Source organism: Mycobacterium sp. NGS59, from assembly GCF_059812345.1.
Map to the genome: position 1 here is coordinate 1 of NZ_JCALCN010000037.1, position 22,154 is coordinate 22,154.

At 73.7% G+C, this 22,154-nt stretch carries 10 protein-coding genes; 3 read left to right on the forward strand and 7 right to left on the reverse strand.

Going from position 1 to position 22,154, the window contains the following annotated elements:
- The first annotated feature begins 115 nt into the window (after positions 1-115).
- A complete protein-coding gene (locus tag AC5Y46_RS24485; RefSeq protein WP_499993587.1) occupies positions 116-10,888 on the forward strand; it encodes a hypothetical protein in 10,773 nt (3,590 codons plus the stop codon).
- 61 nt (positions 10,889-10,949) lie between these two features.
- Here AC5Y46_RS24485 and AC5Y46_RS24490 read toward each other — a convergent pair whose 3' ends face one another.
- A complete protein-coding gene (locus AC5Y46_RS24490) occupies positions 10,950-11,957 on the reverse strand; it encodes a MaoC family dehydratase (RefSeq protein ID WP_499993588.1) in 1,008 nt (335 codons plus the stop codon).
- Between the two features lie 56 nt (positions 11,958-12,013).
- Between AC5Y46_RS24490 and AC5Y46_RS24495 the strand changes: the two genes are divergently transcribed.
- Entirely contained in the window at positions 12,014-13,192 is a 1,179-nt protein-coding gene (locus AC5Y46_RS24495) for an acyl-CoA dehydrogenase family protein (protein ID WP_499993590.1), read from the forward strand.
- 75 nt (positions 13,193-13,267) lie between these two features.
- On the forward strand, positions 13,268-13,645 hold the full coding sequence (locus AC5Y46_RS24500) for a CD225/dispanin family protein (protein ID WP_499993592.1): 378 nt from the start codon (positions 13,268-13,270) through the stop codon (positions 13,643-13,645).
- On the opposite strand, the gene AC5Y46_RS24505 is transcribed toward AC5Y46_RS24500, so the two are convergent.
- From AC5Y46_RS24505 to AC5Y46_RS24530, 6 genes are all read right to left on the reverse strand, one after another.
- Positions 13,639-14,577, reverse strand: coding sequence for an enoyl-CoA hydratase/isomerase family protein (locus AC5Y46_RS24505; RefSeq protein ID WP_499993593.1), 939 nt, complete (start codon positions 14,575-14,577; stop codon positions 13,639-13,641). The genes AC5Y46_RS24500 and AC5Y46_RS24505 overlap by 7 nt on opposite strands.
- A 3-nt stretch (positions 14,578-14,580) precedes the next feature.
- Positions 14,581-16,104 (reverse strand): fatty-acid--CoA ligase FadD4, encoded by a 1,524-nt coding sequence (gene fadD4 / locus AC5Y46_RS24510; RefSeq protein WP_499993595.1) that lies wholly within the window; start codon positions 16,102-16,104, stop codon positions 14,581-14,583.
- A 24-nt stretch (positions 16,105-16,128) separates the two neighbouring features.
- Positions 16,129-17,367, reverse strand: coding sequence for a calcium:cation antiporter family protein (locus tag AC5Y46_RS24515; protein WP_499993596.1), 1,239 nt, complete (start codon positions 17,365-17,367; stop codon positions 16,129-16,131).
- Positions 17,368-17,595: 228 nt separating this feature from the next.
- A complete protein-coding gene (locus tag AC5Y46_RS24520) occupies positions 17,596-19,422 on the reverse strand; it encodes a phosphoenolpyruvate carboxykinase (GTP) (protein WP_499993598.1) in 1,827 nt (608 codons plus the stop codon).
- 181 nt (positions 19,423-19,603) lie between these two features.
- On the reverse strand, positions 19,604-21,064 hold the full coding sequence (locus tag AC5Y46_RS24525) for a hypothetical protein (protein ID WP_499993600.1): 1,461 nt from the start codon (positions 21,062-21,064) through the stop codon (positions 19,604-19,606).
- Entirely contained in the window at positions 21,061-22,077 is a 1,017-nt protein-coding gene (locus AC5Y46_RS24530) for a hypothetical protein (protein WP_499993601.1), read from the reverse strand. Before AC5Y46_RS24530 ends, AC5Y46_RS24525 begins: the two co-directional genes overlap by 4 nt.
- Between the last annotated feature and the right edge of the window lie 77 nt (positions 22,078-22,154).

Below are 22,154 nucleotides of genomic sequence, written 5' to 3' on the forward strand. Positions count from 1 at the left end.
CAACGGCGCAGCAGGCACCAACGGCGACAACGGAATCGGTGCGGGCGCCGACGGCACTGCCGGCACCAGGGGCGGCAACGGCGGCTCCGGCGGTGCCGGTGGTACGGGCACCGGCGTGGGCGCCAAGGGCGGTAACGGCGGCGCCGGTGGTCAGGGCGGCGTCGGCGGCAAGGGCGGCTCCGGCATCGCCGGAGCTGATGGAAAGGCGACGCTGGGCGCCGGCGAGGCCGGGCAGGCGGGCGGTAACGCCGGAGCCGGTGGCGCCGGCGGAAACGGCGGGACCGGCGGTGACGCCGGTGGCGGCACCGGTGGTGCGGTGGCCGGCAACTCCGGCAGTGGTGGCGCGGCCGGAAACGGCGGCGCGGCGGGCACCGCCGGGGCCGGTGGAGCCGGAGCAGACGGCCGCAGCGGCGTGAACGCCGGTGATTCGGGCTACGCCGGCGGCAACGGCGGCAAAGGTGGAGCCGGCGCCGACGGCGGCAAGGGCGGTGTCGGCGGATCGGCCGGTGCCGGAATCGGCGGCGGCAACGGTGCCAACGGCACCGGTGGCAACGCGAGCAACGGTGGCGCCGGCGGCGCGGCGGGCTCGGGCGGTGCCGGGGTCGACGGCGCCGTCGGTCAGGCCGGGGTGAACGCGGGCGCGGGCACCGCCGGTGGCAACGGCGGGGCCGGCGGCAAGGGCGGCGACGGCGGCGCCGGTGGCACCGGCGGGCAAGCCGGGGGCCCGGGCGCGAACGCCGGCACGAACGGTCAGGGCGGCAACGGCGGCAAGGGCGGTAACGCCGGTGCCGCCGGCAACGGCGGCCGTGGCGCCGACGGCACCAGCACTTACGTCGATGGCGGCGCGGGCGGCAAGGGCGGCGACGCCGGTGCCGTCGGGGCCGGCGGCAAGGCCGGCAGCGGTCCGGGAGGATCCGGCGCGGGCGGTGTCGCGGGTGTTGGTGCTGATGGTGGTGATGGTGGTGCCGGTGGTCATGGTGCGGCCGGTGCGGCGGGCAAGGATGGTCTGAACTCCGGCGAGCATGGCACGGCCGGAGCCAAGGGCGGGGCCGGTGGCGCTGGTGGTGCTGGTGGCTCGGCCAGCGGGACGGGCACCGTCGGTGGTGACGGCGGGGCCGGCGGTAAGGGCGGTGTCGGTGGTGCCGGCGGCAGCGGCCGCGACGGCGCCAACGGCGTGGCGACCGCAGGAGACGGACAGTCCGGGCAGGCCGGCGGCAACGCCGGGGCCGGCGGTGAAGGCGGGGCCGGCGGTAAGGGCGGTGACGCCGGGGCCAGCGGGGTCGGCGGCGCGGCGGCCAAGGCCGGGTCCGGCGGGGACGCCGGGGCCGGTGGTCACGCCGGTGCGGCGGGCAAGGGCGGTATCGGTGCGGCCGGCAACCACGGCATCAACAGCGGTGACTCCGGGTTTGCCGGTGGTGACGGCGGCGCCGGCGGTCAGGGCGCCAACGGCGGTGCCGGTGGGGTCGCTGGCCTGGCCGGTGCCGGTGCCGGCGGGGTGGCCGGCGCCAACGGCAACGGTGGTAATGCCAGCAGCGGTGGTGCCGGTGGGGCGGCCGGGTCCGGTGGGGCCGGGGTCGACGGCGCGATCGGTCAGGCCGGCACCAACGCCGGGGCCGGTGGCACCGGTGGTAGCGGCGGCGCCGGCGGTAAGGGCGGCGCCGGTGGTGCCGGGGGCACCGGCGGTAACGCCGGGGGCGCCGGGGCCAGCAAGGGTCTGAGCGGTGTCGGTGGCGACGGCGGCCAGGGCGGTAACGCCGGCACCGCCGGTGACGGCGGCCGCGGCGCCGAGGGCACCAGCACGTTCATCGACGGCGGCGCGGGCGGCAAGGGCGGCAACGCCGGCACGGTCGGGGTCGGCGGCACCGCGGGCACCGGACCCGCCGGCACCGGCAAGGGCGGACTCAACGGTCTGGGCGCCAACGGCGGCGACGGCGGCGCCGGCGGCAACGGCGCAGCAGGCACCAACGGCGACAACGGAATCAACCCCGGTGACAGCGGCACCAACGGAACCGCCGGCGGCAAGGGCGGCAACGGCGGCGAGGGCGGCACCGCCAGCGGCACCGGTACGACCACGGGCGCCGGCGGCGCCGGCGGTCAGGGCGGCGTCGGCGGCAAGGGCGGCTCGGGGCTCAACGGCGCGACCGGAACGATGACCGCGGGTGCGGGCAACGCGGGCGGTGCCGGCGGCAACGCCGGCCACGGCGGCAACGGCGGCGCGGGCGGCAACGGCGGCGCCGCGGGCGCAGCCACCGCCGGCATCACCAAGGGCGCCGCGGGCAATGGCGGCGCGGCCGGTAATGGTGGCGCGGCGGGCAACGCCGGGGCCGGCGGGGTCGGCGCCAGTGGCGCCAACGGCACCGCGGGGATCAACAACGGCGCTGGATACACCGGCGGTGGCGGCGGCGCCGGCGGTACCGGCGGCAACGGCGGCAAGGGCGGCAACGGCGGCGCGGCCGGCGGTGCCGGAGCGATCGCCGGAACCAACGGCAACGGCGGCGCGGCCAGCAGCGGCGGCGCCGGCGGATTGGCCGGTTCCGGCGGCAACGGCGTCAGCGGCGCTGCCGGACAGACCGGAGTCAACGCGGGCGCGGGCACCGCAGGCGGCGACGGCGGCGCAGGCGGCAAGGGCGGCGCCGGCGGAACCGGTGGCAACGGCGGTGCCGCGGGCACCGGCGGCACCGGCGGCACCGCAGGGGCCAACGGCAACGGTGGCGCCGGCGGCAAGGGCGGTAACTCCGGTGCGGCCGGCAACGGCGGCAACGGCGTGGCCGGCACCCTGGGCAACCCGGACGGCGGTGCGGGTGGCGCCGGCGGTAACGCCGGCGCGGCCGGCTCGGGCGGCACCGGGGGCAGCGCAGGTACCGGCGGTACCGGCGGCACCGCCGGTGGCACGGGCGCAACCGGTACCGGTGCCAGCGGCGGCAACGGCGGCAACGGCGGCGCCGGCCTGGCCGGCACGATCGGCAGCAACGGGACCAACGCCCTCAACCCGCACGGCGCCGACGGCACGGCCGGCGGAACGGGCGGCGCCGGCGGTGCTGGCGGCAAAGGCTTCGGCGCAGGCTTCAAAGGCGGCAACGGCGGCGCAGGCGGTACGGGTGGCACCGGCGGCAACGGCGGTAGCGGCATAGACGGCAGCAACGGAGTCGCCACCGCCGGGGTCGGCGGCGCCGGAACCGCCGGTGGTAACGCGGGCAGCGGCGGCGCTGGCGGCAGCGGCGGCGCCGGCGGCGCCGCGGGAGTGGCCAACGGAGGCGCTGCCGCGGGCACCGCGGGCAGCGGCGGCAACGCCGGCAAGGGTGGCAACGCCGGCACCGCCGGCAATGGCGGCAGCGGCGCGGCCGGCGCCAACGGCACCTCGAACACCAACAACGGCGCCGGTTACGCCGGCGGCGAAGGTGGTGCCGGCGGCAAGGGCGGCAACGGCGGCAAGGGCGGCACCGGCGGCGCGGCCGGTTCCGGCACCGGCGGCACCGCCGGCACCAACGGCGGCGGCGGCAACGCCAGCAACGGTGGCACCGGCGGCGCGGCAGGCAACGGTGGTACCGGCTTCACCGGCGCCAACGGCGTCAGCGACGCGAACAACTACAACAACGGCATCGGCGGCGGCCAGGCCGGCGGCGACGGCGGCAACGGCGGCACCGGTGGCGCCGGTGGCGCGGGCGGCACGGGCGGCGCGGCTGGCGGCTCCGGCGCCAGCGCGGGCACCAACGGCACCGGCGGCATCGGCGGCAAGGGCGGCAACGCCGGCACACCCGGCAACGGCGGCAACGGCGCGGCAGGCACCAGCACCAACGTCAACGGCGGCAACGGCGGTAACGGCGGCAACGCCGGCGCCATCGGCAAGGGCGGCGCCGGCGGCACCAACGGCGGCGGCGGCACGGCGGCAAGTGGCGCCAACGGTGCGGGGATCACCGGCATCGTCGGCAACGGCGGTAGCGGCGGTAGCGGGTTCAGCCCGCAGGCTGCGGGCGCCAGCGGCGGCGACGGTGGCGCCGGCGGCGACGGCGGCAACTACGGCAACGGCGGCGCCGGCGGTAAGGGCGGCAACGGCGTGGCCGGCAACGACGGCGTCGACGCGAGCAAAGCCGGCGGCGACGGCGGCAACGCGCAGGTCGGCGGGTCCGGCGGTGACGGCGGCCGCGGCGGCAAGGCCGGTGTGAATGCCGGCAACGGTGGCGCCGGCGGTGCCGGCGGTAACGGCGCCGACGGCGGCGATGGTGGCGACGGCCAGAACGGCAACGCCGGTGTGGCCGGGCAGGACAAGTACGGCAACGGCATCGGCGCCGGTCAGAACGGTGGGAACGCCGGCAGCGGCGCCAAGGGTGGCAGCGGCGGCAACGGCGGCCTCGGCGGCAACTCGACCAAGGGCATCGCGGGTACCTCCGGTGCCGGCGGCAACGCCGGTAACGGTGGCGACTCGGGCACTCCGGGTGACGGCGGCGCGGGCGCGGCCGGCACCTCCACCAACCCCACCGGTGGGGCCGGCGGTAACGGCGGTAACGCCGGTGGCGTGGGCGCCGGCGGCGAGGGCGGCAGCAACGGCAACGGCGTCGGCTTCGGCAAGTACGGCGTCGACGGCGCCCTGCCCATCACCCCGGTCGGCAACGGCGGCGACGGCGGAGCCGGGTTCACCTCGACCGCTACCGGCGCCAACGGTGGTGACGGCGGCGCCGGTGGCAAGGGCGGCAACTACGGCAGCGGCGGCAACGGCGGCGCCGGCGGCAACGGTGTGGCGGGCGCGGTCGGCCAGAACGGCGTCAGCGACGGCGATAACGGCGGCACCGGCCAGGCCGGTGGTACCGGCGGCAAGGGCGGCGCCGGTGGTGACGCCGGCAGCCAGCTGGGCGACGGCGGGTCCGGCGGCAAGGGCGGCGCCGGGGCCGACGGCGGCAAGGGCGGCCTGGGCCACGGCGGCGGCGACGGCGTGTCCGGCGTCGACGAGTACGGCAACGGCGTCGGCGCCGGCCAGCACGGTGGCAACGGCGGCGACGGTGGTGTCGGCGGCGGCGGCGGTGCCGGCGGCGCGGGCGGAAACGCGGGTCCGTTCGGTGTCAAGGGCGTCATCGGTGACGGCGGCAATGCGGGTAACGGCGGTGCCGCGGGTGGTTCGGGCAGCGGTGGGAACGGCGCGGCCGGCATCTCCGGCGCCACCGCCGGCGGCGACGGCGGCAACGCGGGCAATGTCGGCAAGGCGGGTGCCGGGGGCATCGGCGGCGTGGACGGTGCCGGCGACGCGAGCGGCCTGAACGGCAAGGCCGGCGCCAGCTTCATCGGCCCGTCCGGCAACGGCGGCAACGGCGGCGTCGGCCACAGCTGGGCGCCCAACGCCACCGACGCCAACGGCAACGGCCTGGCCGGCGGTGCCGGCGGTAAGGGCGGCAGCGGCGGCACCAACGGCAACGGCGGCAACGGCGGCGCCGGCGGTGCCGGCTCCAACGGAGCCAATGGCGTCAACAACGGCAACACCGGCTCCGACGGCAGCAACGGCGGCAACGGCGGCGCCGGCGGCCAGGGTGGAGCCGGCGGCGCCGGCGGCACGACCATCGGTGACGGCGGCGCCGGTGGCAAGGGCGGCAACGCCGGCAGCGGCGGCAACGGCGGTAACGGCACCAACGGCGACGACGGCGTCCCGAACAAGGACTACTACGGCACCGGCGTCGGCGGCGGACAGAACGGCGGCGACGGCGGCACCGGCGGTACCGGCGGCGCAGGCGGCGCCGGCGGCGCGGGTGGCACGGCGACCAAGGGCGTCGCGGGCGCCGGCGCGGCCGGTGGCAACGCCGGTAACGGCGGTAACGGCGGAACCCAGGGCAACGGTGGCGACGGCGCCGCCGGTACCGCTGCCAACCCCGACGGCGGCAAGGGCGGCAAGGGCGGCGACCCGGGCAGCGGGTCGGCCGGCGGCGCCGGCGGCAGCGGCGGCGCCAACGGCAGCGGCACCGGCACCGGGGCCAAGGGCAGCAACGGGGCCAACGGCTCCACCCCGGTCAACGTCGGCGGTAACGGCGGCCAGGGCGGTGACGGCTACAACGCCACCGTCCCGGGTGCCAACGGCGGCAAGGGTGGCGCCGGCGGTGACGGCGGCCTGTACGGCGACGGCGGCGCCGGCGGTAACGGCGGCCAAGGCGCGACCGGGCAGAACGGCACCAACGGCACCAGCACCGACCCGAACGGCACCGACGGCAAAGCCGGTGGCAATGGCGGGGCCGGCGGTGACGGCGGCAAGAGCGGTGCCCTCAACGGCCACGGCGGCGCGGGTGGCAACGCCGGCAACGGCTCGGCCGGCGGCACCGGCGGCAACGGCGCGAACACCGCCGCGGGCCTCGGCGGCAACGGCGGCAACGGCGGCAACGGCGGTCTGGGAGCGGCCGGCGGCAAGGGTGGCGACGGCTTCCTCGGCGGCGGCGACGGCGGCCAGGGCAGCAACCCCGGTGCCGGTGGCACCAACGGCACCGCCGGGAACGGGCCGGGCGGGTCGGGCACCAACGGGACGCCCGGCACCACGCCCACCACGGCGACCGGTCACGGCGGTGACGGCGGCGACGCGTTCGGCGTCCCCGGCGCCGGCCAGACCGGCTACGCCGGCGGCAACGGCGGCAACGCCGGCGCGTACGGCAACGGCGGTAACGGCGGCGACGGCTACACCGGCGGCACCGGCGTGACCGGCAGCACCGGCGGCCCGGGCCAGGACGGCGGCGTCGGCGGCACCGGCGGCACCGGCGGCGCCGCGGGCAAGGGCGGCAACGGCGGCACGATCCAGGGCAACAGCGGCAACGGCGGCAACGGCGGTGACGGTGGAGCCGGCGGCGTCGGCGGCAAGGGCGGCACCGGCGACTTCAGCGTCAACGGCGGCAAGGGTGGCAACGCCGGCAACGGCGGCACCGGCGGCAAGGGCGCCAACGGCGGCGCCGCCGGCTTGGTCACCAACGGCACCGTCGGCACCGGTGGCAACGCCGGCGACGGCGGCAACGGCGGGGTGAGCGGCGTCGGCGGCACCGGCGCGGCCGGCACCAAGGCCAACCCGAACGGTGGGGCCGGCGGCAACGGCGCCAACCCCGGGGCGGGCGGCAGCGGCGGCACCGGCGGCACCGGTTCGACGCCGGGCGCCAACGGCAGCAGCGGCAGCATCCCGACCGACCTGGCCGGCGACGGCGGCGTGGGCGGTGCCGGCTGGAACTCCGACGACCCGACCAAGGCCGGCGGCAACGGCGGGGTCGGCGGCAACGCCGGGCAGTACGGCGAGGGCGGCGCCGGCGGCAAGGGCGGCAACGGGGCCAAGGGTTCGACCGGCGCAAACGGTGCCGCGCCCGGCGCCAACGGCAGCAGCGGCGGCAACGCCAGCGCCGGCGGCGACGGCGGTACCGGCGGCAAGGGCGGCACGATCGCCGGTGACGGCGGAGTCGGTGGCGCCGGTGGCAACGGCGGCGACGGCGGTACCGGCGGCAACGGCGCCGGCGGCATCAACGGCGGCGACGGCGGCGACGGCGGTACCGGCGGCAACGGCGCCGGAGGCGGCAAGGGTGGCGCCGGCGGAGCGCCCAGCGTCCCCGGTTACAGCCAAGGTGCCGGTGGCGTCGGCGGCAACGGCGGCAACCAGGGCATCGGCGGCAACGGCGGCAACGGCGCCGACGGCACGGCCGGCAACCCCAATGGCGGCCACGGCGGTGACGGCGGCGTGCTCGGTGCCGCGGGGGGTCTCGGCGCCGGCGGCACCGGGTCCACTACCGGCGCCGACGGCAAGGCCGGCGGCGTGCCCGTCGGGACCGGCGGCAACGGCGGCAACGGCGGTAACGGCTTCAACCCGACCACGCCGGGAACCAACGGCGGCAATGGCGGTAACGGCGGCGCCGCGGGCCAGATCGGCAATGGCGGCAACGGCGGCAACGGCGGCAACGGGACCGCGGGCACCGCGGGCGTGAACGGCACGGCGCTCGGCCAGAGCGGCACCAGCGGCCAGACCGGCGGCTCCGGCGGCCTGGGCGGCAACGGCGGCGACAGCGGCTCGATCTCCGGCAACTCCGGCAACGGCGGCAACGGCGGCAACGGCGCGACCGGCGGCAAGGGCGGCAACGGCGTGCAGGGCAAGGCCGGTCTGCAGGGAGTCAACAACGGCGCCGGCGGTGGCGGTGGCGACGGCGGCAACGGCGGCGACGGCGGTGCCGGCGGCAACGGCGGCAAGGCCGGCAACCTGCTCGGCACCGGCACCAAGGGCATCGACGGCAACGGCGGCAACGGCGCCAACGGCGGCAAGGCCGGTACCCCGGGCAACGGCGGCGCCGGCGCCAACGGCACCGTCACCAACCCCAACGGCGGCAACGGTGGCGACGGTGGCGACGCCGGCATCGCCGGCAAGGGCGGCGCCGCGGGCGTCGGCCTGACCAGCGGCACCGCCGGCACCGACGGCGCGTCGGTGGTCGGCCCGGCCGGCAACGGCGGCCAGGGCGGGGCGGGCTACAACCCGCTGACCAAGGGCTCCAGCGGCGGCAACGGCGGCAACGGCGGTAACGCCGGCACCATCGGCAACGGCGGGAACGGCGGCGCCGGCGGCAACGGCGTCGACAACATCGCCGGCGCCAACGCCACCAGCCCCGGCGACTCCGGTGTCGACGGTCGCGCCGGCGGCAACGGCGGTAACGGCGGCGCAGGCGGCCAGGGCGGCTCGATCTCCGGTGACGGCGGCAAGGGCGGCGCCGGCGGTAACGGCGCCAACGGCAGCGCCGGCGGCAACGGCAAGTCCGGGCTCAACGGGGTCGCGGACGTCGACCAGTACGGCACCGGCGTCGGCGGCGGCGAGAACGGCGGCAACGGCGGCGCCGGCGGCGCCGGCGGCAACGGCGGCAACGGCGGCGTCGGCGGCAAGGCCACCCCCGGTAAGGGTCTGGACGGTATCGACGGAATCGGCGGCAACGGCGGCAACGGCGGCAAGGCCGGCACCCCGGGCGACGGCGGCAACGGCGCGAACGGCACCGTGACCAACCCCGACGGCGGCGTCGGCGGCAACGGTGGCAACGAGACCGCAGGCAAGGGTGGCACCGCAGGCACCTCCGGCACCCAGCCCGGCACGCCGGGTACCAATGGCGCCATCGCCGGCGGTGCGGTCGGCAACGGCGGCAGCGGCGGCAACGGCTACAGCCAGACCGCCGCCAACCCGGGCACCGCGGGCGGCAACGGCGGAGCCGGCGGCAACGCCGGCAGCCACGGCAACGGCGGGGCCGGCGGCAACGGCGGCAACGGTTCGGCCGGCACGGCGGGCAACGCCGGATCCGGGGCCGGCGCCAGCGGCACCGACGGCATGCACGGCGGGGCCGGAGGTCACGGCGGCAAGGGCGGCGCCGGCGGCTCGGTCTCCGGCAACGGCGGCAAAGGCGGCAACGGCGGCACCGGCGCCACCGGCGGCGACGGCGGGGCCGGCGTGAACGGTGCGGCCGGAGTGGCCGGAACCAACAACGGGGCCGGACAGAACGGCGGCAACGGCGGCACCGGTGGCAACGGCGGCAACGGCGGCAACGCCGGTCTCGGCGGCAGTGCGCCGGGCGGGATCGCCGGGGCCGACGGCAACGGCGGCAACGCCGGCAACGGCGGCAAGGCCGGCACCCCGGGTGACGGCGGCGCGGGCGCGGCCGGCACGGCCACCAACCCGCACGGCGGCAAGGGCGGCGACGGCGGCAACGCCATCGTGGGCAAGGGCGGCACCGGCGGCACCAACAGCGGTGGCACCGGCAGCACCGGCAGCAACGGCGCCAACGGCGCGGCGCCGGTCGGCGCGGTCGGCAACGGCGGCGCTGGTGGCGCCGGGTTCACCCAGACCAGCACGGCGGGGGCCAGTGGCGGCAACGGCGGTAACGGCGGTAACGGCGGCACCTACGGCAACGGCGGTCACGGCGGTGCCGGCGGCAACGGCTTCGTCGGCGCGACCGGCGGGACGGGCCTTGTCGGCGGCAACGGCAGGTCGGGCGGCATCGGCGGTGACGGCGGCAACGGCGGTTCGATCTCCGGCAACGCCGGCAATGGCGGTACCGGCGGAAACGGCGCCAACGGCGGCACCGGTGGCGCCGGTGTCAACGGCACCACCGGCACGGTGGGCGTGAACAACGGCGCCGGCACCAACGGCGGCAACGGCGCCAGCGGCGGCGCCGGGGGCAACGGCGGCGCAGGCGGCAAGGCCGGATCGGTCACCCTGGGCACCGCGGGCACCGACGGCGCAGGTGGCAAGGGCGGTAACGGCGGCACCGGCGGCAAGGCCGGGGCGGGCGGCGCCGGGGCGACCGGTGACATCAACGTCAACGCCGGTGCCGGCGGCAAGGGTGGCGACGGCGGGATCGGCGGTGCCGGTGGCGCCGCGGGCACCGGCGGCGCCGGCGGCGGGACCACCGGCGCGGGCGGTCTGGGCGGCAACGGCGGCAGCGGCGGTGGCGGCGGCACGCCGGGTGCCGGCGGGGCCGGTGCGCAGGGAACCGCCGCCGTCCCCGACGGCGGTAAGGGCGGCGACGGCGGCACCGGTGGCAAGGGCGGCGCCGGCGCAGCAGGCGGAACCGGCGGCAGCGCCGGGGCGGGCGGCACCGGCGGTAAGGGCGGCAACGGCGGCACCGGTGGTGCGGGCGGCAGCGCGGTCGGCACCGGCGGCGCGGGCGGCAGCGGTGGCGGCGTCAACGGCAACGGCGGCAACGGCGGCACGGGCCCCAACGGCGGCAGCGGCGGCGACGGCGGCAACGCCGGTAGCGGCGGGTCGGGCGGCACCGCGGGCGGTAAGGGCAGCGTCGGCAATGGCGGCGCCGCCGGCACCGGCGGCAACGGCGGGACTGGTGGCGCCGCGACGGGCACCGGGATCGCCGGCGTCGCGGGCGGCAAGGGCGGCAACGGCACCGCGGGCAAGGCCGGCACCTGATAGACGAGCAGGCCGACCGCCGGGTCCAGCAGCGTGGCTTGGCGGTCGGCCTGCTATCCAGTCAGAACTGCAGTGCGCGCCAACGCCAATCCAGTACCTGCCGGTCCTGCTCCCCCGAGCCGGCGACGGCGTAGACCAGCGACCGCAACCCCAGCACGCCGCCATTGGGCCTCGGCTCGGCGGATTCGACGTGCAGCTCGCTGTAGAGCGTGTCCCCCTCCCACACCGGCCCGGTGTGGTCACAGGACTCCCAGCCCAGCACCGTCGCCAGGTTCGGCAGCAACCGGTTGGCCTGCGCGAACGCCAACGCGATGGTGTGCCCGCCGTAGACCAGCCGCTGCCCGCCGACCCGCGAATCATGGTGTACCGCAGCGACATTGAGCGTCAGGCGGGCCAACTCGGGCGCGCTTGTCACCACGTCGGCGGTGCTGTGCAGTACCGCACCCGCCAACGCGGGGTCGAAATGCGGTCCCGGTACGCGCCGCCGGAAGGCCTCGCCGTCCCAATCCTCGGTGGGCGCGGCCACCGGGAGCACCGCGTCGGCGCCGATGGCAGACAGGTCGTCGGCCCGGTCGGTGCCCTGCCAGTCCGGGCCGGCCGGCAGCATCGCGCAGCGGTAGAAGTCCAGAACCAACTGGTCGGCCTGGTCGATGGTGGTCATCCGCAGCGCCGCCAGACCGGTGGGGGCCCGGCCGGGCTTGGCGGCGTTGGCGCGCAACCCGACCACCTCGGTGCGGGTGTAGATGGTGTCGCCGATCACCGGGAAACGGTGGAACGTCAGCCCGCGGTAGAACAGGTTGGCTTTGACGCGCTGGGTCGCCAGCGTCGACTGGCCGATCGCCACGTTGCACACCAGGCCCGGGTGCGCCAGTGCGGCCGGTGCGCCGGTCACCGCGGTGCACAGCGAGCTGTCCAGCGAGAGCCGCAGCCGGTCCCCCACGATCGCCTGATGGGCGCCCGCCAGCCCGGCCGTCAGCGTCACCGAAGGCGCCCAGTCGAACACCTGGCCCACCGAGAGGTCGTCGAAGTAGGCCCCGCCCGCCCGGATGCCCGCATACCCGTAAGTCACAAAGCCCCATGCTGGCAGGCTGGGAAACCGAATGTGCACGCGGGAGGGCGGTAGTGATGAGCCGGGAATCCAACGACCTGGGCGCTGACCTGGACGACGAAGAAGCCATGCTGGTCGCCACCGTGCGCGCTTTCGTCGACCGCGACGTGAAACCCACGGTGCGTGAGGTCGAACACGCCAACACCTATCCGGAGGCGTGGATCGAGCAGATGAAACGCATCGGCATCTACGGTCTGGCGATCGACGAGGAGTACGGCGGCTCGCCGGTGTCGATGCCGTGTTATGTGCAGGTCACCCAGGAGTTGGCGCGCGGCTGGATGAGCCTGGCCGGCGCGATGGGCGGCCATACCGTGGTCGCCAAGCTGCTCACACTGTTCGGCACCGCGGAGCAGAAACGAAAGTTCCTGCCGCCGATGGCAACCGGTGAGCTGCGGGCCACCATGGCGCTGACCGAGCCGGGCGGTGGTTCCGACCTGCAGAACATGAGCACCACCGCGTTGCCCGACGGCACAACGGAATTGGTGGTCAACGGCGCCAAGACCTGGATCTCCAATGCGCGCCGGTCCGGGTTGATCGCGCTGCTGGCCAAGACCGACCCCAGCGCAACGCCGCGGCACAAAGGCATCTCGGTGTTGCTGGTCGAGCACGGACCGGGACTGACGGTGTCCCGGGACCTACCCAAATTGGGTTACAAGGGCGTCGAGTCGTGCGAACTTTCCTTCGACGACTTCCGGCTGCCGGCCTCCGCGGTGCTGGGCGGCGTTCCGGGCGAAGGCTTTTCGCAGATGATGAAGGGGCTCGAGACAGGTCGCATCCAGGTGGCGGCCCGTGCGCTGGGTGTGGCGACCGCGGCCTTGGAGGATGCGCTCGCCTACGCCCAGCAACGGGAGAGTTTCGGTCAGCCGATCTGGAAGCATCAATCCGTCGGCAACTATTTGGCCGACATGGCAACCAAACTCACCGCCGCCCGCCAGTTGACCCGTTACGCCGCCGAACGTTACGACAGCGGGCAGCGCTGCGACATGGAGGCCGGCATGGCCAAGCTGTTCGCCTCGGAGGTGGCGATGGAGATCGCGTTGAACGCGGTGCGAATCCATGGCGGTTACGGCTATTCCACCGAGTACGACGTGGAACGCTACTTCCGGGACGCGCCGTTGATGATCGTGGGTGAGGGGACCAACGAGATTCAGCGCAACGTCATCGCCGCGCAGCTCGTTGCCCGGGGCGGAATTTGAGGCGGATAGGCCCGGCGAACGCGCTGTGGTGCTGTATATTTGCCTGACTTCGGACATCCAGGGAAGGCAATCGCCATGAGCTATCCGTCAGATCCGTACGGCGCCTCCCCGGGTTGGCCCGGTCAGCAACCCCAGTTCGGCGGGCAGCCCGGCTACGGGGCCCAGCCGGACAACTATCTGGTCTGGGCGGTGCTGAGCACCGTGCTGTGCTGCATCCCGTTCGGGATCGTCTCGATCGTCTACTCCACCAAGGTGTCCGGGCTGTGGGCGCAAGGCCGGCAGGCCGAGGCCTACGCCGCCGCGGCCAGCGCCAAGAAGTGGGCGATCATCGGCGCGGTCACCGGTGCCGCCAGCTATCTGATCTTCATTCTCTTGTGGTTCCTCGTCTTTGCGGCGGCCATCTCATCGGTCGACCACAGCATCCACACCACGTACACCACCTACGGCTACTGAGCGTTGATCGCGTCGATCAACCCCCACGCCAGCGCGGTTTCGGCGTCAATCGTCTGACCGGATAGCACCAGATAGGCGGTGCGCCAACGGCCGATGCGCCGGGTGACGCTCACCGTTCCGCCGGCGCCGGGAATCAGCCCCAGGCTCAGTTCGGGTAGTCCGAACACCGAATCAGGTTCGGCCGCAACCCATCCGCAGAATGCGGCCATCTCCAGTCCGCTGCCGAGCACCTGACCGTGCACCTCGGCGCGGCAGGCCCGCCCAAGCCGGCCGGTCAGCTCGTCGAGCACCAACGCCGGGCTGTGCCGGGTGCGGGCCAGGTGAGCGCTGGCCGGGTCGGCGAAGGTGCCGAATTCGGCGAGATCACCGCCGCTGCAGAACGACGGTCCGTTGCCGCCCAACACGATTCCGGCCACCGACGGATCCAGCTGCGCCACCGCCAGCACTTCGAGCAGCGCGGCGCGGGCGTCGGTGGAGAAGGCATTGTGCCGTTGCGGGCGGTTGAAGTCGATCCGCAGGGTGTCGCCGTCGCGTTGCGCCGCAACCGGATCGGGGAGTTCTGGCATCCGAGCGGGGCCGCGTTCGGCAAGCCAGCGAGCGAATTCGGGTCCGGCTTGCAGTGTCGAATAGGCCAGCGACTCGGTCACCACACCGCCCAGCGTCGTACCTGCCGGATCGAAGCACCGCAGTACGTCGTCACACACCGCGCTGGCGTGCGGCCAACGCCGGCAACGCAGCGTCAACTGCGTCAGGGTGTCGGCAATCGACGCCACGGTGACCGTGCGCGGATCGGCGCACGGTTGTTCGGTCAGCGTGAAAGTTGCTTGCTGCAGCCAGAATTCGTCGGTCACCGAGCCGTGCGCGACGATCACGCCCGGCGGCACCGGCGCTTCGCGCTCCGGCACACTGGTCAGATCGATCACCCGGATCATCGATCAGCCTGAGTACTTGTCGACCAGTTCGTTCTTGTACAGCTTGCCGGTGTCGGTGCGCGGCAGCGCCTGCTCGAATGCGATCGTTCGCGGACATTTGAAGTGGGACAACCGGTCTCGAAGCCAGCTCGAGAGTTCCTCGGCGAACTCGTCGGTGGCGTCGGCGGGGTCGACGGTCTGCACCGCGGCCATCACCCGTTGGCCCATCTCGTCGTCGGGAACGCCGAACACCGCGGCGTCCAGCACCTTCGGGTGAGTCACCAAGAGGTTCTCGGTCTCCTGCGGGTAGATGTTGACCCCGCCGGAGATGATCATGTGGTGCCGTCGGTCGGTCAGATACAGATAGCCCTCGTCGTCGAGATAACCGATGTCGCCGACGGTCATCCAACCGTGTTGGTCCCGTGAGCCGGCGGTTTTGGCGGGGTCGTTGAGATATTCGAAGGTGTACCCGCCCTCGAAGTAGATCTCGCCGGCGTGCCCGGGCGGCAGTTCGTTGCCGTCCTCGTCGAGGATGTGCAACGCGCCCGTCATGGGCCTGCCGACCGAACCCGGATGGGCCAGCCAGTCCTCGGCGGTGATCAGCGTCGAACCGATCGCCTCCGAGGACGCGTAGTACTCGTCGACGATCGGCCCCCACCAGTCGATCATCTGCTTCTTGATCTCCACCGGGCACGGCGCGGCGGCGTGCATCACCCGCTTGAGGCTGGACAGGTCGTACGAATTACGCACGGGCTCCGGCAGTTTGAGCATCCGGACGAACATCGCCGGCACGAACTGGCCGTGCGTCACCCGGTACCGCTCGATGGCAGCCAGCGTTTGCTCGGGGTCGAACTTCTCCATCACCACGGTGGTCAGGCCGGCGGCCTGCACGGTCATCGACCACACCGACGGCGCCGTGTGATACAGCGGCGCCGGGCTCAGATACACCGTCTCGGGGTCCATCCAGAACCCGACCAGCGCCGACATCATGCCCGGCGCCTCCGATGGCGGCACGTGCGGCAATTCGCGTTTGATCCCTTTGGGCCGGCCGGTGGTGCCCGAGGAGTACTGCAGCAGGTCGCCTTCGATCTCGTCGGCGATCGGGGAATCCGGTTGGTCGGCAACACATTCGGGATAGCGCTGCCAGTCCGGCAGCGAACCGTCGGCGATCAGCAGCAGTTCCGGCAGTCCGCCGGGCAGGTGGTCGGCCAGCCCCGCGCAGACCTCGTGCAGCGCCCCCGAGCCGACGATCGCCTTGGCGCTGCTGTTGTCGACGATGTAGGCCGCCTCGGGCGCGGTCAGGTGGGTGTTGATCGGCACGTAGTACAAGCCGCTGCGCCGCGCCGCCCACATCACCGCGTGCAGATGCTCGTTGTTCTCCATCAGGATCGCGACCGCGTCGCCCTCGCGCAGGCCCGCTTGCCGGAACAGGTGTGCCAGCCGGTTGGCACGTGCCTCGAGGTCGCCGAACGTCACCACCGTGCCCGACGGGTGCAGGATGACGGCCGGTTTCTCGGGGTGGGTTTGCGCGTGCGGTCGAATCTGCATGGGGCCGACTGTACGACCCGAGCCTCACGCGGCGAACGGCGCTCGCAGCGTCGGCAGCAGATGGCGCCGGTGCACGATCAGGCCCACCACGGCCGCCGCGGCGTAGACACCGCTCAGCACCAGCCGACCCTCGGTCGAGGTGATCGGGAACTGCACGAGGAACAGCGCGAGCAGCGCCCAGGCCAGGTGCCGGTGAAAACGCAGCGCCAGGATCAGCGCCACCCCCATCAGCGTCTGAGTGGCGGTCAGCAGCATCTCCTCGACCTGCCTGCCGTCCAACACCAGCGCGGTCCCGCCGCCCCCGGCGAGGTGAGCGATCGGCAGCGAACCGACCAGCAGCGTCCACTGATTGACCTTCGACGAGATCAGCGTGGCGATGGCCACCGTGCCCTTGCCGCGGGCGGCGAAAATGATCGCGATCACGAACTCCGGCGCTTCCGAGGCCAGCGGCGCCAGCCACTGCACCAGCAGGAACCGATCGATTCCCAGCCGGGTACCGGCCCCGATCAGGCTCTCTGCGAACGGTTGCGCGCACACCAGGATCACCACCGCCGCGAACACGAACATCGCGATCACGCCGCTGCGACGGGCCCGCCGCGGCAGCGCGGCCAGCGCCGCGGCCGTTCCGACGAGCTCCGGTTCCTCGACGTCCCCGCGGCTGAGCCGGTAGAGATAGAACCCGAACCAGGCCAGCAGCACCACACCCAAGGTGATCGGGATGCGACCGGTGGCGGGCACTACGAACGCGACGACACCCGCGATCAGCAGGAAGCCGAGTTCGACGCGGTTGCCGCGCTCGAGCCTGAGCCCCACCACTTGCCGTCCGCTGATCTTGCGGGTCGTCCACACGCCCAGCAGCACCACCACCGGCCAGCCCAGCCCCATCAGCAACCGGTTGGAGCCGGTCATGTTCGCCGCCGCGTACTGCGTGTATTCAGCGTGGGATCCGGCGGTGTAGGCGTAGTAGAGGTCGACGGCGTATTCCGGCAACACCGCGATCAGAGCCAGAACCGCGACCGCCAGCCCACCGGACACGTCGACCTGCGCCGCCTCGGCTCCCCAGGCCAGCAGGAAACTCGCGGCAACGACCGCAGCGCCATAGACGACGAGCGCGACGACCGGGTCGGGATGCAGCCCGATGAACCGGATCACCAGCGCCGGCGCGATGAACAACAGGGTGGTGAGCAGGGACCGAACCAGCGTGTCCGCCGTCGTCTTTGCCGCCGCAGGGCGGCTCCGACGCCGGTCGGCGAGCAAGGTCATGTCCGCGAGGCTAGCCCGCCCGCCCTCGTCTGGCAACTTAGCGAGGCTACGATTTTCTTGACCAGGGTGTCCTTATTTTTGCTGTTCAGAGACTCGCATCAATGAGTTTGGCCTAACGAAACTTTTCATTTGGCAAACCTCATACCCTGACCGTGCTCCCTGCCGAGCAGACGCAAAATCGCCCGAATTCCAGCGGAATTGGGCGATTTTGCGTCTGCTCGCGGGAAGCTAGTCGGCTTCGCGCAGCCGCTCCTTGAGCGCGTCGAACTCGTCCTTCACACCCGTCGGGAGCTTCTCGCCGATGAACTCCAGCCACTCCTCGATCAACGGCAGTTCCTCGCGCCATTCGTCGGTGTTGACGGCCAGCGCGGCGGAGACATCGGCGGCCTCGACGTCCAGGCCATCCAGGTCCAGGTCCTCGACAGCGGGAACCGTGCCGATCGGCGTGGTCTTGCCGCCGGCCTTGTGCTCGATGCGGTCCACGATCCACTTCAGCACCCGGCTGTTCTCACCGAAGCCCGGCCACAGGAAGCGGCCGTCGTCGCCGCGGCGGAACCAGTTGACGAAGAACACCTTCGGCAACTTGGACTCGTCGGCGTTCTTGCCGAGGTTGATCCAGTGGCCCATGTAATCGCCCACGTTGTAGCCCAGGAACGGCAGCATGGCCATCGGGTCGCGACGCACCGCGCCAACCTTGCCCTCGGCCGCGGCGGTCTGCTCGCTGCCCAGGGTCGCGCCGATGAACACGCCGTGCTGCCAGTCGCGCGCCTCGGTGACCAGCGGCACCGTGGTCTTACGGCGGCCGCCGAACAGGATGCCCGAGATCGGCACACCCTGCGGGTCGTCCCATTCCGGGGCCAGGATCGGGCACTGTGACATCGGGGTGCAGTAACGGGAGTTCGGGTGGGCGGCCTTTTCGGTGGACTCCGGAGTCCAGTCGCGGCCCTTCCAGTCGGTCAGGTGCTGCGGGTCGCCTTCCAGGCCCTCCCACCAGACATCACCGTCGTCGGTCAGCGCCACGTTGGTGAATACCGTGTTGCCACCCTCGATGGTGCGCATCGCGTTGGGGTTGGAGTCCCAGTTGGTGCCCGGCGCCACCCCGAAGAAGCCGAACTCCGGGTTGACGGCGTAGAGGCGGCCGTCCTTGCCGAACCGCATCCAGGCGATGTCGTCACCCAGGGTCTCAGCGCGCCAGCCCGGGATGGTGGGCTGCAGCATCGCCAGGTTGGTCTTGCCGCAGGCCGACGGGAACGCCGCGGCGAAGTAGTACGCCTTGTTCTCCGGCGAGATCAGCTTGAGGATCAGCATGTGCTCGGCCAGCCAGCCCTCGTCGTGGGCCATCGCCGAAGCGATGCGCAGCGAGTAGCACTTCTTACCCAGCAGCGCGTTGCCGCCGTAGCCCGACCCGTAGCTCCAGATCTCGCGGGTCTCGGGGAAGTGGGTGATGTATTTGGTCTCGTTGCACGGCCACGGCACGTCTTTCGCGCCGTCCTCGAGGGGCGCACCGACCGAGTGCAGCGCCTTGACGAAGAAGCCGTCGTCGCCGATCTTGTCCAGCGCGGCCTTGCCCATCCGGGTCATGGTGCGCATCGACACCACGACGTACTCGGAGTCGGTGATCTCCACACCCAGCTTGGGGTCCTCGGCGCCGAGCGGGCCCATGCAGAACGGCACCACGTACATGGTGCGGCCACGCATACATCCGCGGTAGAGGTCCTTCATGAGGGACCGCATCTCGGCGGGGTCTTTCCAGTTGTTGGTGGGGCCGGCGTCGACTTCGCGCTCCGAGCAGATGAACGTGCGCGACTCCACGCGGGCGACGTCGGACGGGTCCGACAGCGCCAGGAACGAGTTGGGGTGCCGGTCCGGGTTGAGCCGGGTGAAGGTGCCGGCCTCGACCAGCTGTTCGGAGAGCCGCTTGAACTCCTCGTCGGAACCGTCGGTGAACACCACCCGGTCGGGCTGGGTGAGCTCGGCAACCTCCTCCACCCAGGACAGCAGCCCCTTGTGTTTAGTGGGCGCGGTATCCAGACCGGGGACGGTTGCTGAGGTCATCGAACTCTCCTGAATTCTGCTGCGTGGTGCTGGTCGGTAATGGTATTGCCAGCGCGGCTCGGCTCACACTTAACGCTTTCTTATACAGATTATCGCGCTTCACTTGTAGGGAAAGTGCTGGGCGGGTATAAGACTGCTCACAAGACCGATTCAGAAGCATTTCGCCCTACGGCAAACCGTGTTATCGGGCACCCGGATCGCCGACTTCCGCACGCACCGCGTCGAGCGCGGCCTGCACGGTCGGCATCTCCCGATCCCGGGCGGCGGCGGCCCGGGCCGCGGCCAGTGCGTGTTCGCGAAGTTCGGTGTCGATCACGCTGACCTGATCATTCACCCGGGAGTTCTCCATCTCGTCGCGCGCGGTCGCCGCGGTGCTCAGCAGCGACTCGCCGACCAGCACCCGGCTGGCCACCAGTTGCTCCAGGACGGACCGCAGCGACGACGTGGCCTCCCCCGCCCAGCGGTCCAGGGCGGCACGGTCGCCGAGCAGGGTCCGGATGTGCACCACCCAGACGGTCATCGCCAAGCCGAGCGCGCCGCACGCGACGGTCCCGGCCACCAGGTACGCCGGATGCAGATGGCCGGCCAGACCGGCGAGCAGCCGGCTCAGCGTCAACGCCACGCCGAGTCCGAACACCACGCCGAAAACCATCATCAGCCGGGTCTCCAAGCGGCGCGACTTGAGTTGGACGGGCGGGAGCGGGACCGTGGGCGGCTCGAACGGCGGGAGGTCCAACGGCACGCCGGCCCCCTGCGCGATCTCGGCGAGGTTGGCGTCGACGGCTGCTCCGATCTCGCCGACCGCTTCGTCGCATCGACCGCGCACGTCCGCTTCCAGGCCGCCCATCGCCCGGCGCGGCGAGTTGGCGATGTCCTCCTGCAGGGTGGTACGTATCGAAGCGCTGCGGGTGCGCGCCAGGTAGGACAACTGGACCCGGGCCTGCTGCAGTTGTCCGCGCAGGGTGATCGTGCGCTCCGACTTCGTCTCCCGTCGTTGCCGCAGCGTGGCGCTGCGCTGCTCGCGCAGGGCGTCCACCCGGGCCCGCCGGCCGGCGCCGTCGGCGTCGCGCTCGAAGCGCTGCGCGACCTTCTGCAGGCGAGATTCCCACGCCCGCAACCGATTCCGGCGTGCCACGTCGACGTCGGCGAGTTGTCCCTGGACGGTGGCGACCAGCTCTTCGAGCTGCGGCTCACCCACGTCGGGCGCCGCGGCCGCGCCGACCCAGGACACCCGGTCGTAGCGCGGCGCGTGGCGGGCCAGCTTGGCGACATTGGCGGCCAGCACGTCGCGCCAGCCGTAATGCACGTCGATCTTGCTCACCACGGCCACCACCACATCGGTGTTCTCGGCGGCGGCGTCGAGCAGCGCGCAGTCGGATTCGGTCATCGGCGCCGCGCCCGACACCACGAACACCACCGCCTTGGGCGCCGCTCCGGGTGCCAACTCGGCAGCCTCGACGAAGGTGTGTTGCCCGAGCCGTTCGCGCAGCGCGGTGGCCACCGCGGTGACTCCGGACAGCCACGGGCCGGTCACCAGCACCACGTCCAGCCGATTGACGGCCGGAGCATCCAGACTCGGCCCGATCGAGGCCACCAGAGCATCGACCCGGGCCACCGGGTCGTCCCGCCGCCCGCCGGTCACCGCGACACCCGAAATCCGGCGCCACCGGCGCGCGAGAACAGCCGAAGCGATCCCCGGGTGATGTCGGCCGCGCAGGCCCGCTGCAGTTCGGTGAGCGGTGTGCGGCCGTGGCGCTGCCAGTGCACCGCGCGCGCCAGGGGCGCGTCCGGACCGGGTCCCCGCCCGTCGGCCGCGGCGGCGTCGAGGGCCGCCGCCATCCGGGCGATCACCGTGTCGTCGCGGGACAGGAACTCGGCGACGGCCGAGTCGGAAACGGCCAGTGCCTCGAGTTCGGTGACTGCCTCGCGCACCCGGCGGTAGCGCACCTGGGCGCCGGCGACGGCCAACCGTTCGATCACCGCGTCCACGCCGCTGGCCCGCCGCCATACCGTCCGGACCTGCGCGGGCCCGGCGCCCTGGCGCAACGCCGCAACGCCCAGCGCGACGCCCAACAGGTCCAGCGTGCGCAGCAACCGCACCCGCGTCGCCACCGGGACCGGCAGCGGCGCCGTCAGGAACCCGTCGAAGGAGCGGTCGAGGCACGTCGAACCGTCCGGATGCGCGGCAAGTGCCCGCAGGCCGGCCCAGCACTGCGCATCGACCCAGCACTGCGCATCGGCATCGTCGAGGGCCGCGACGGCGAGCAGCCCGCTGATCGGCAGCACGGGCACCCCCATCCGGGCGGCCAGCCCGGCGCACTGCGACCCCACCCGGCCGTCCCCGGCCAGGCCGGTCACGTCGGCCTTGTTCAGCAACGCCAGCGCCGGGCGCGGCCCGCGGATGTCCTCGGGCTTGGCGACCTCGGCGACCACCTGGACGAGCAGATCCGCGGCGGCCCCCGGGGGCGTCACCCGCACGCCGGCGCGGTCCAGGGCCCGTGCCACCATGCCGCGGCCCACCCCGCGACGTCCGCGCACCGCCACTCGCAGCGGCGCGGCGGTGCGCTCGGCGAGCGCTTCGATCCGCTGGTCAGCGGCCTGCTGGGCGAAGCGCGTCAGCTCGTCGGCGAAAATCTGATGCCCCTGTCCCGTCATGTTCCGGCTCGTAGCGATCCCACCGAATGGTGGCATCCCCGCCTCCGGCACGCGAGCCAGGTCTCCCCGATACCAGC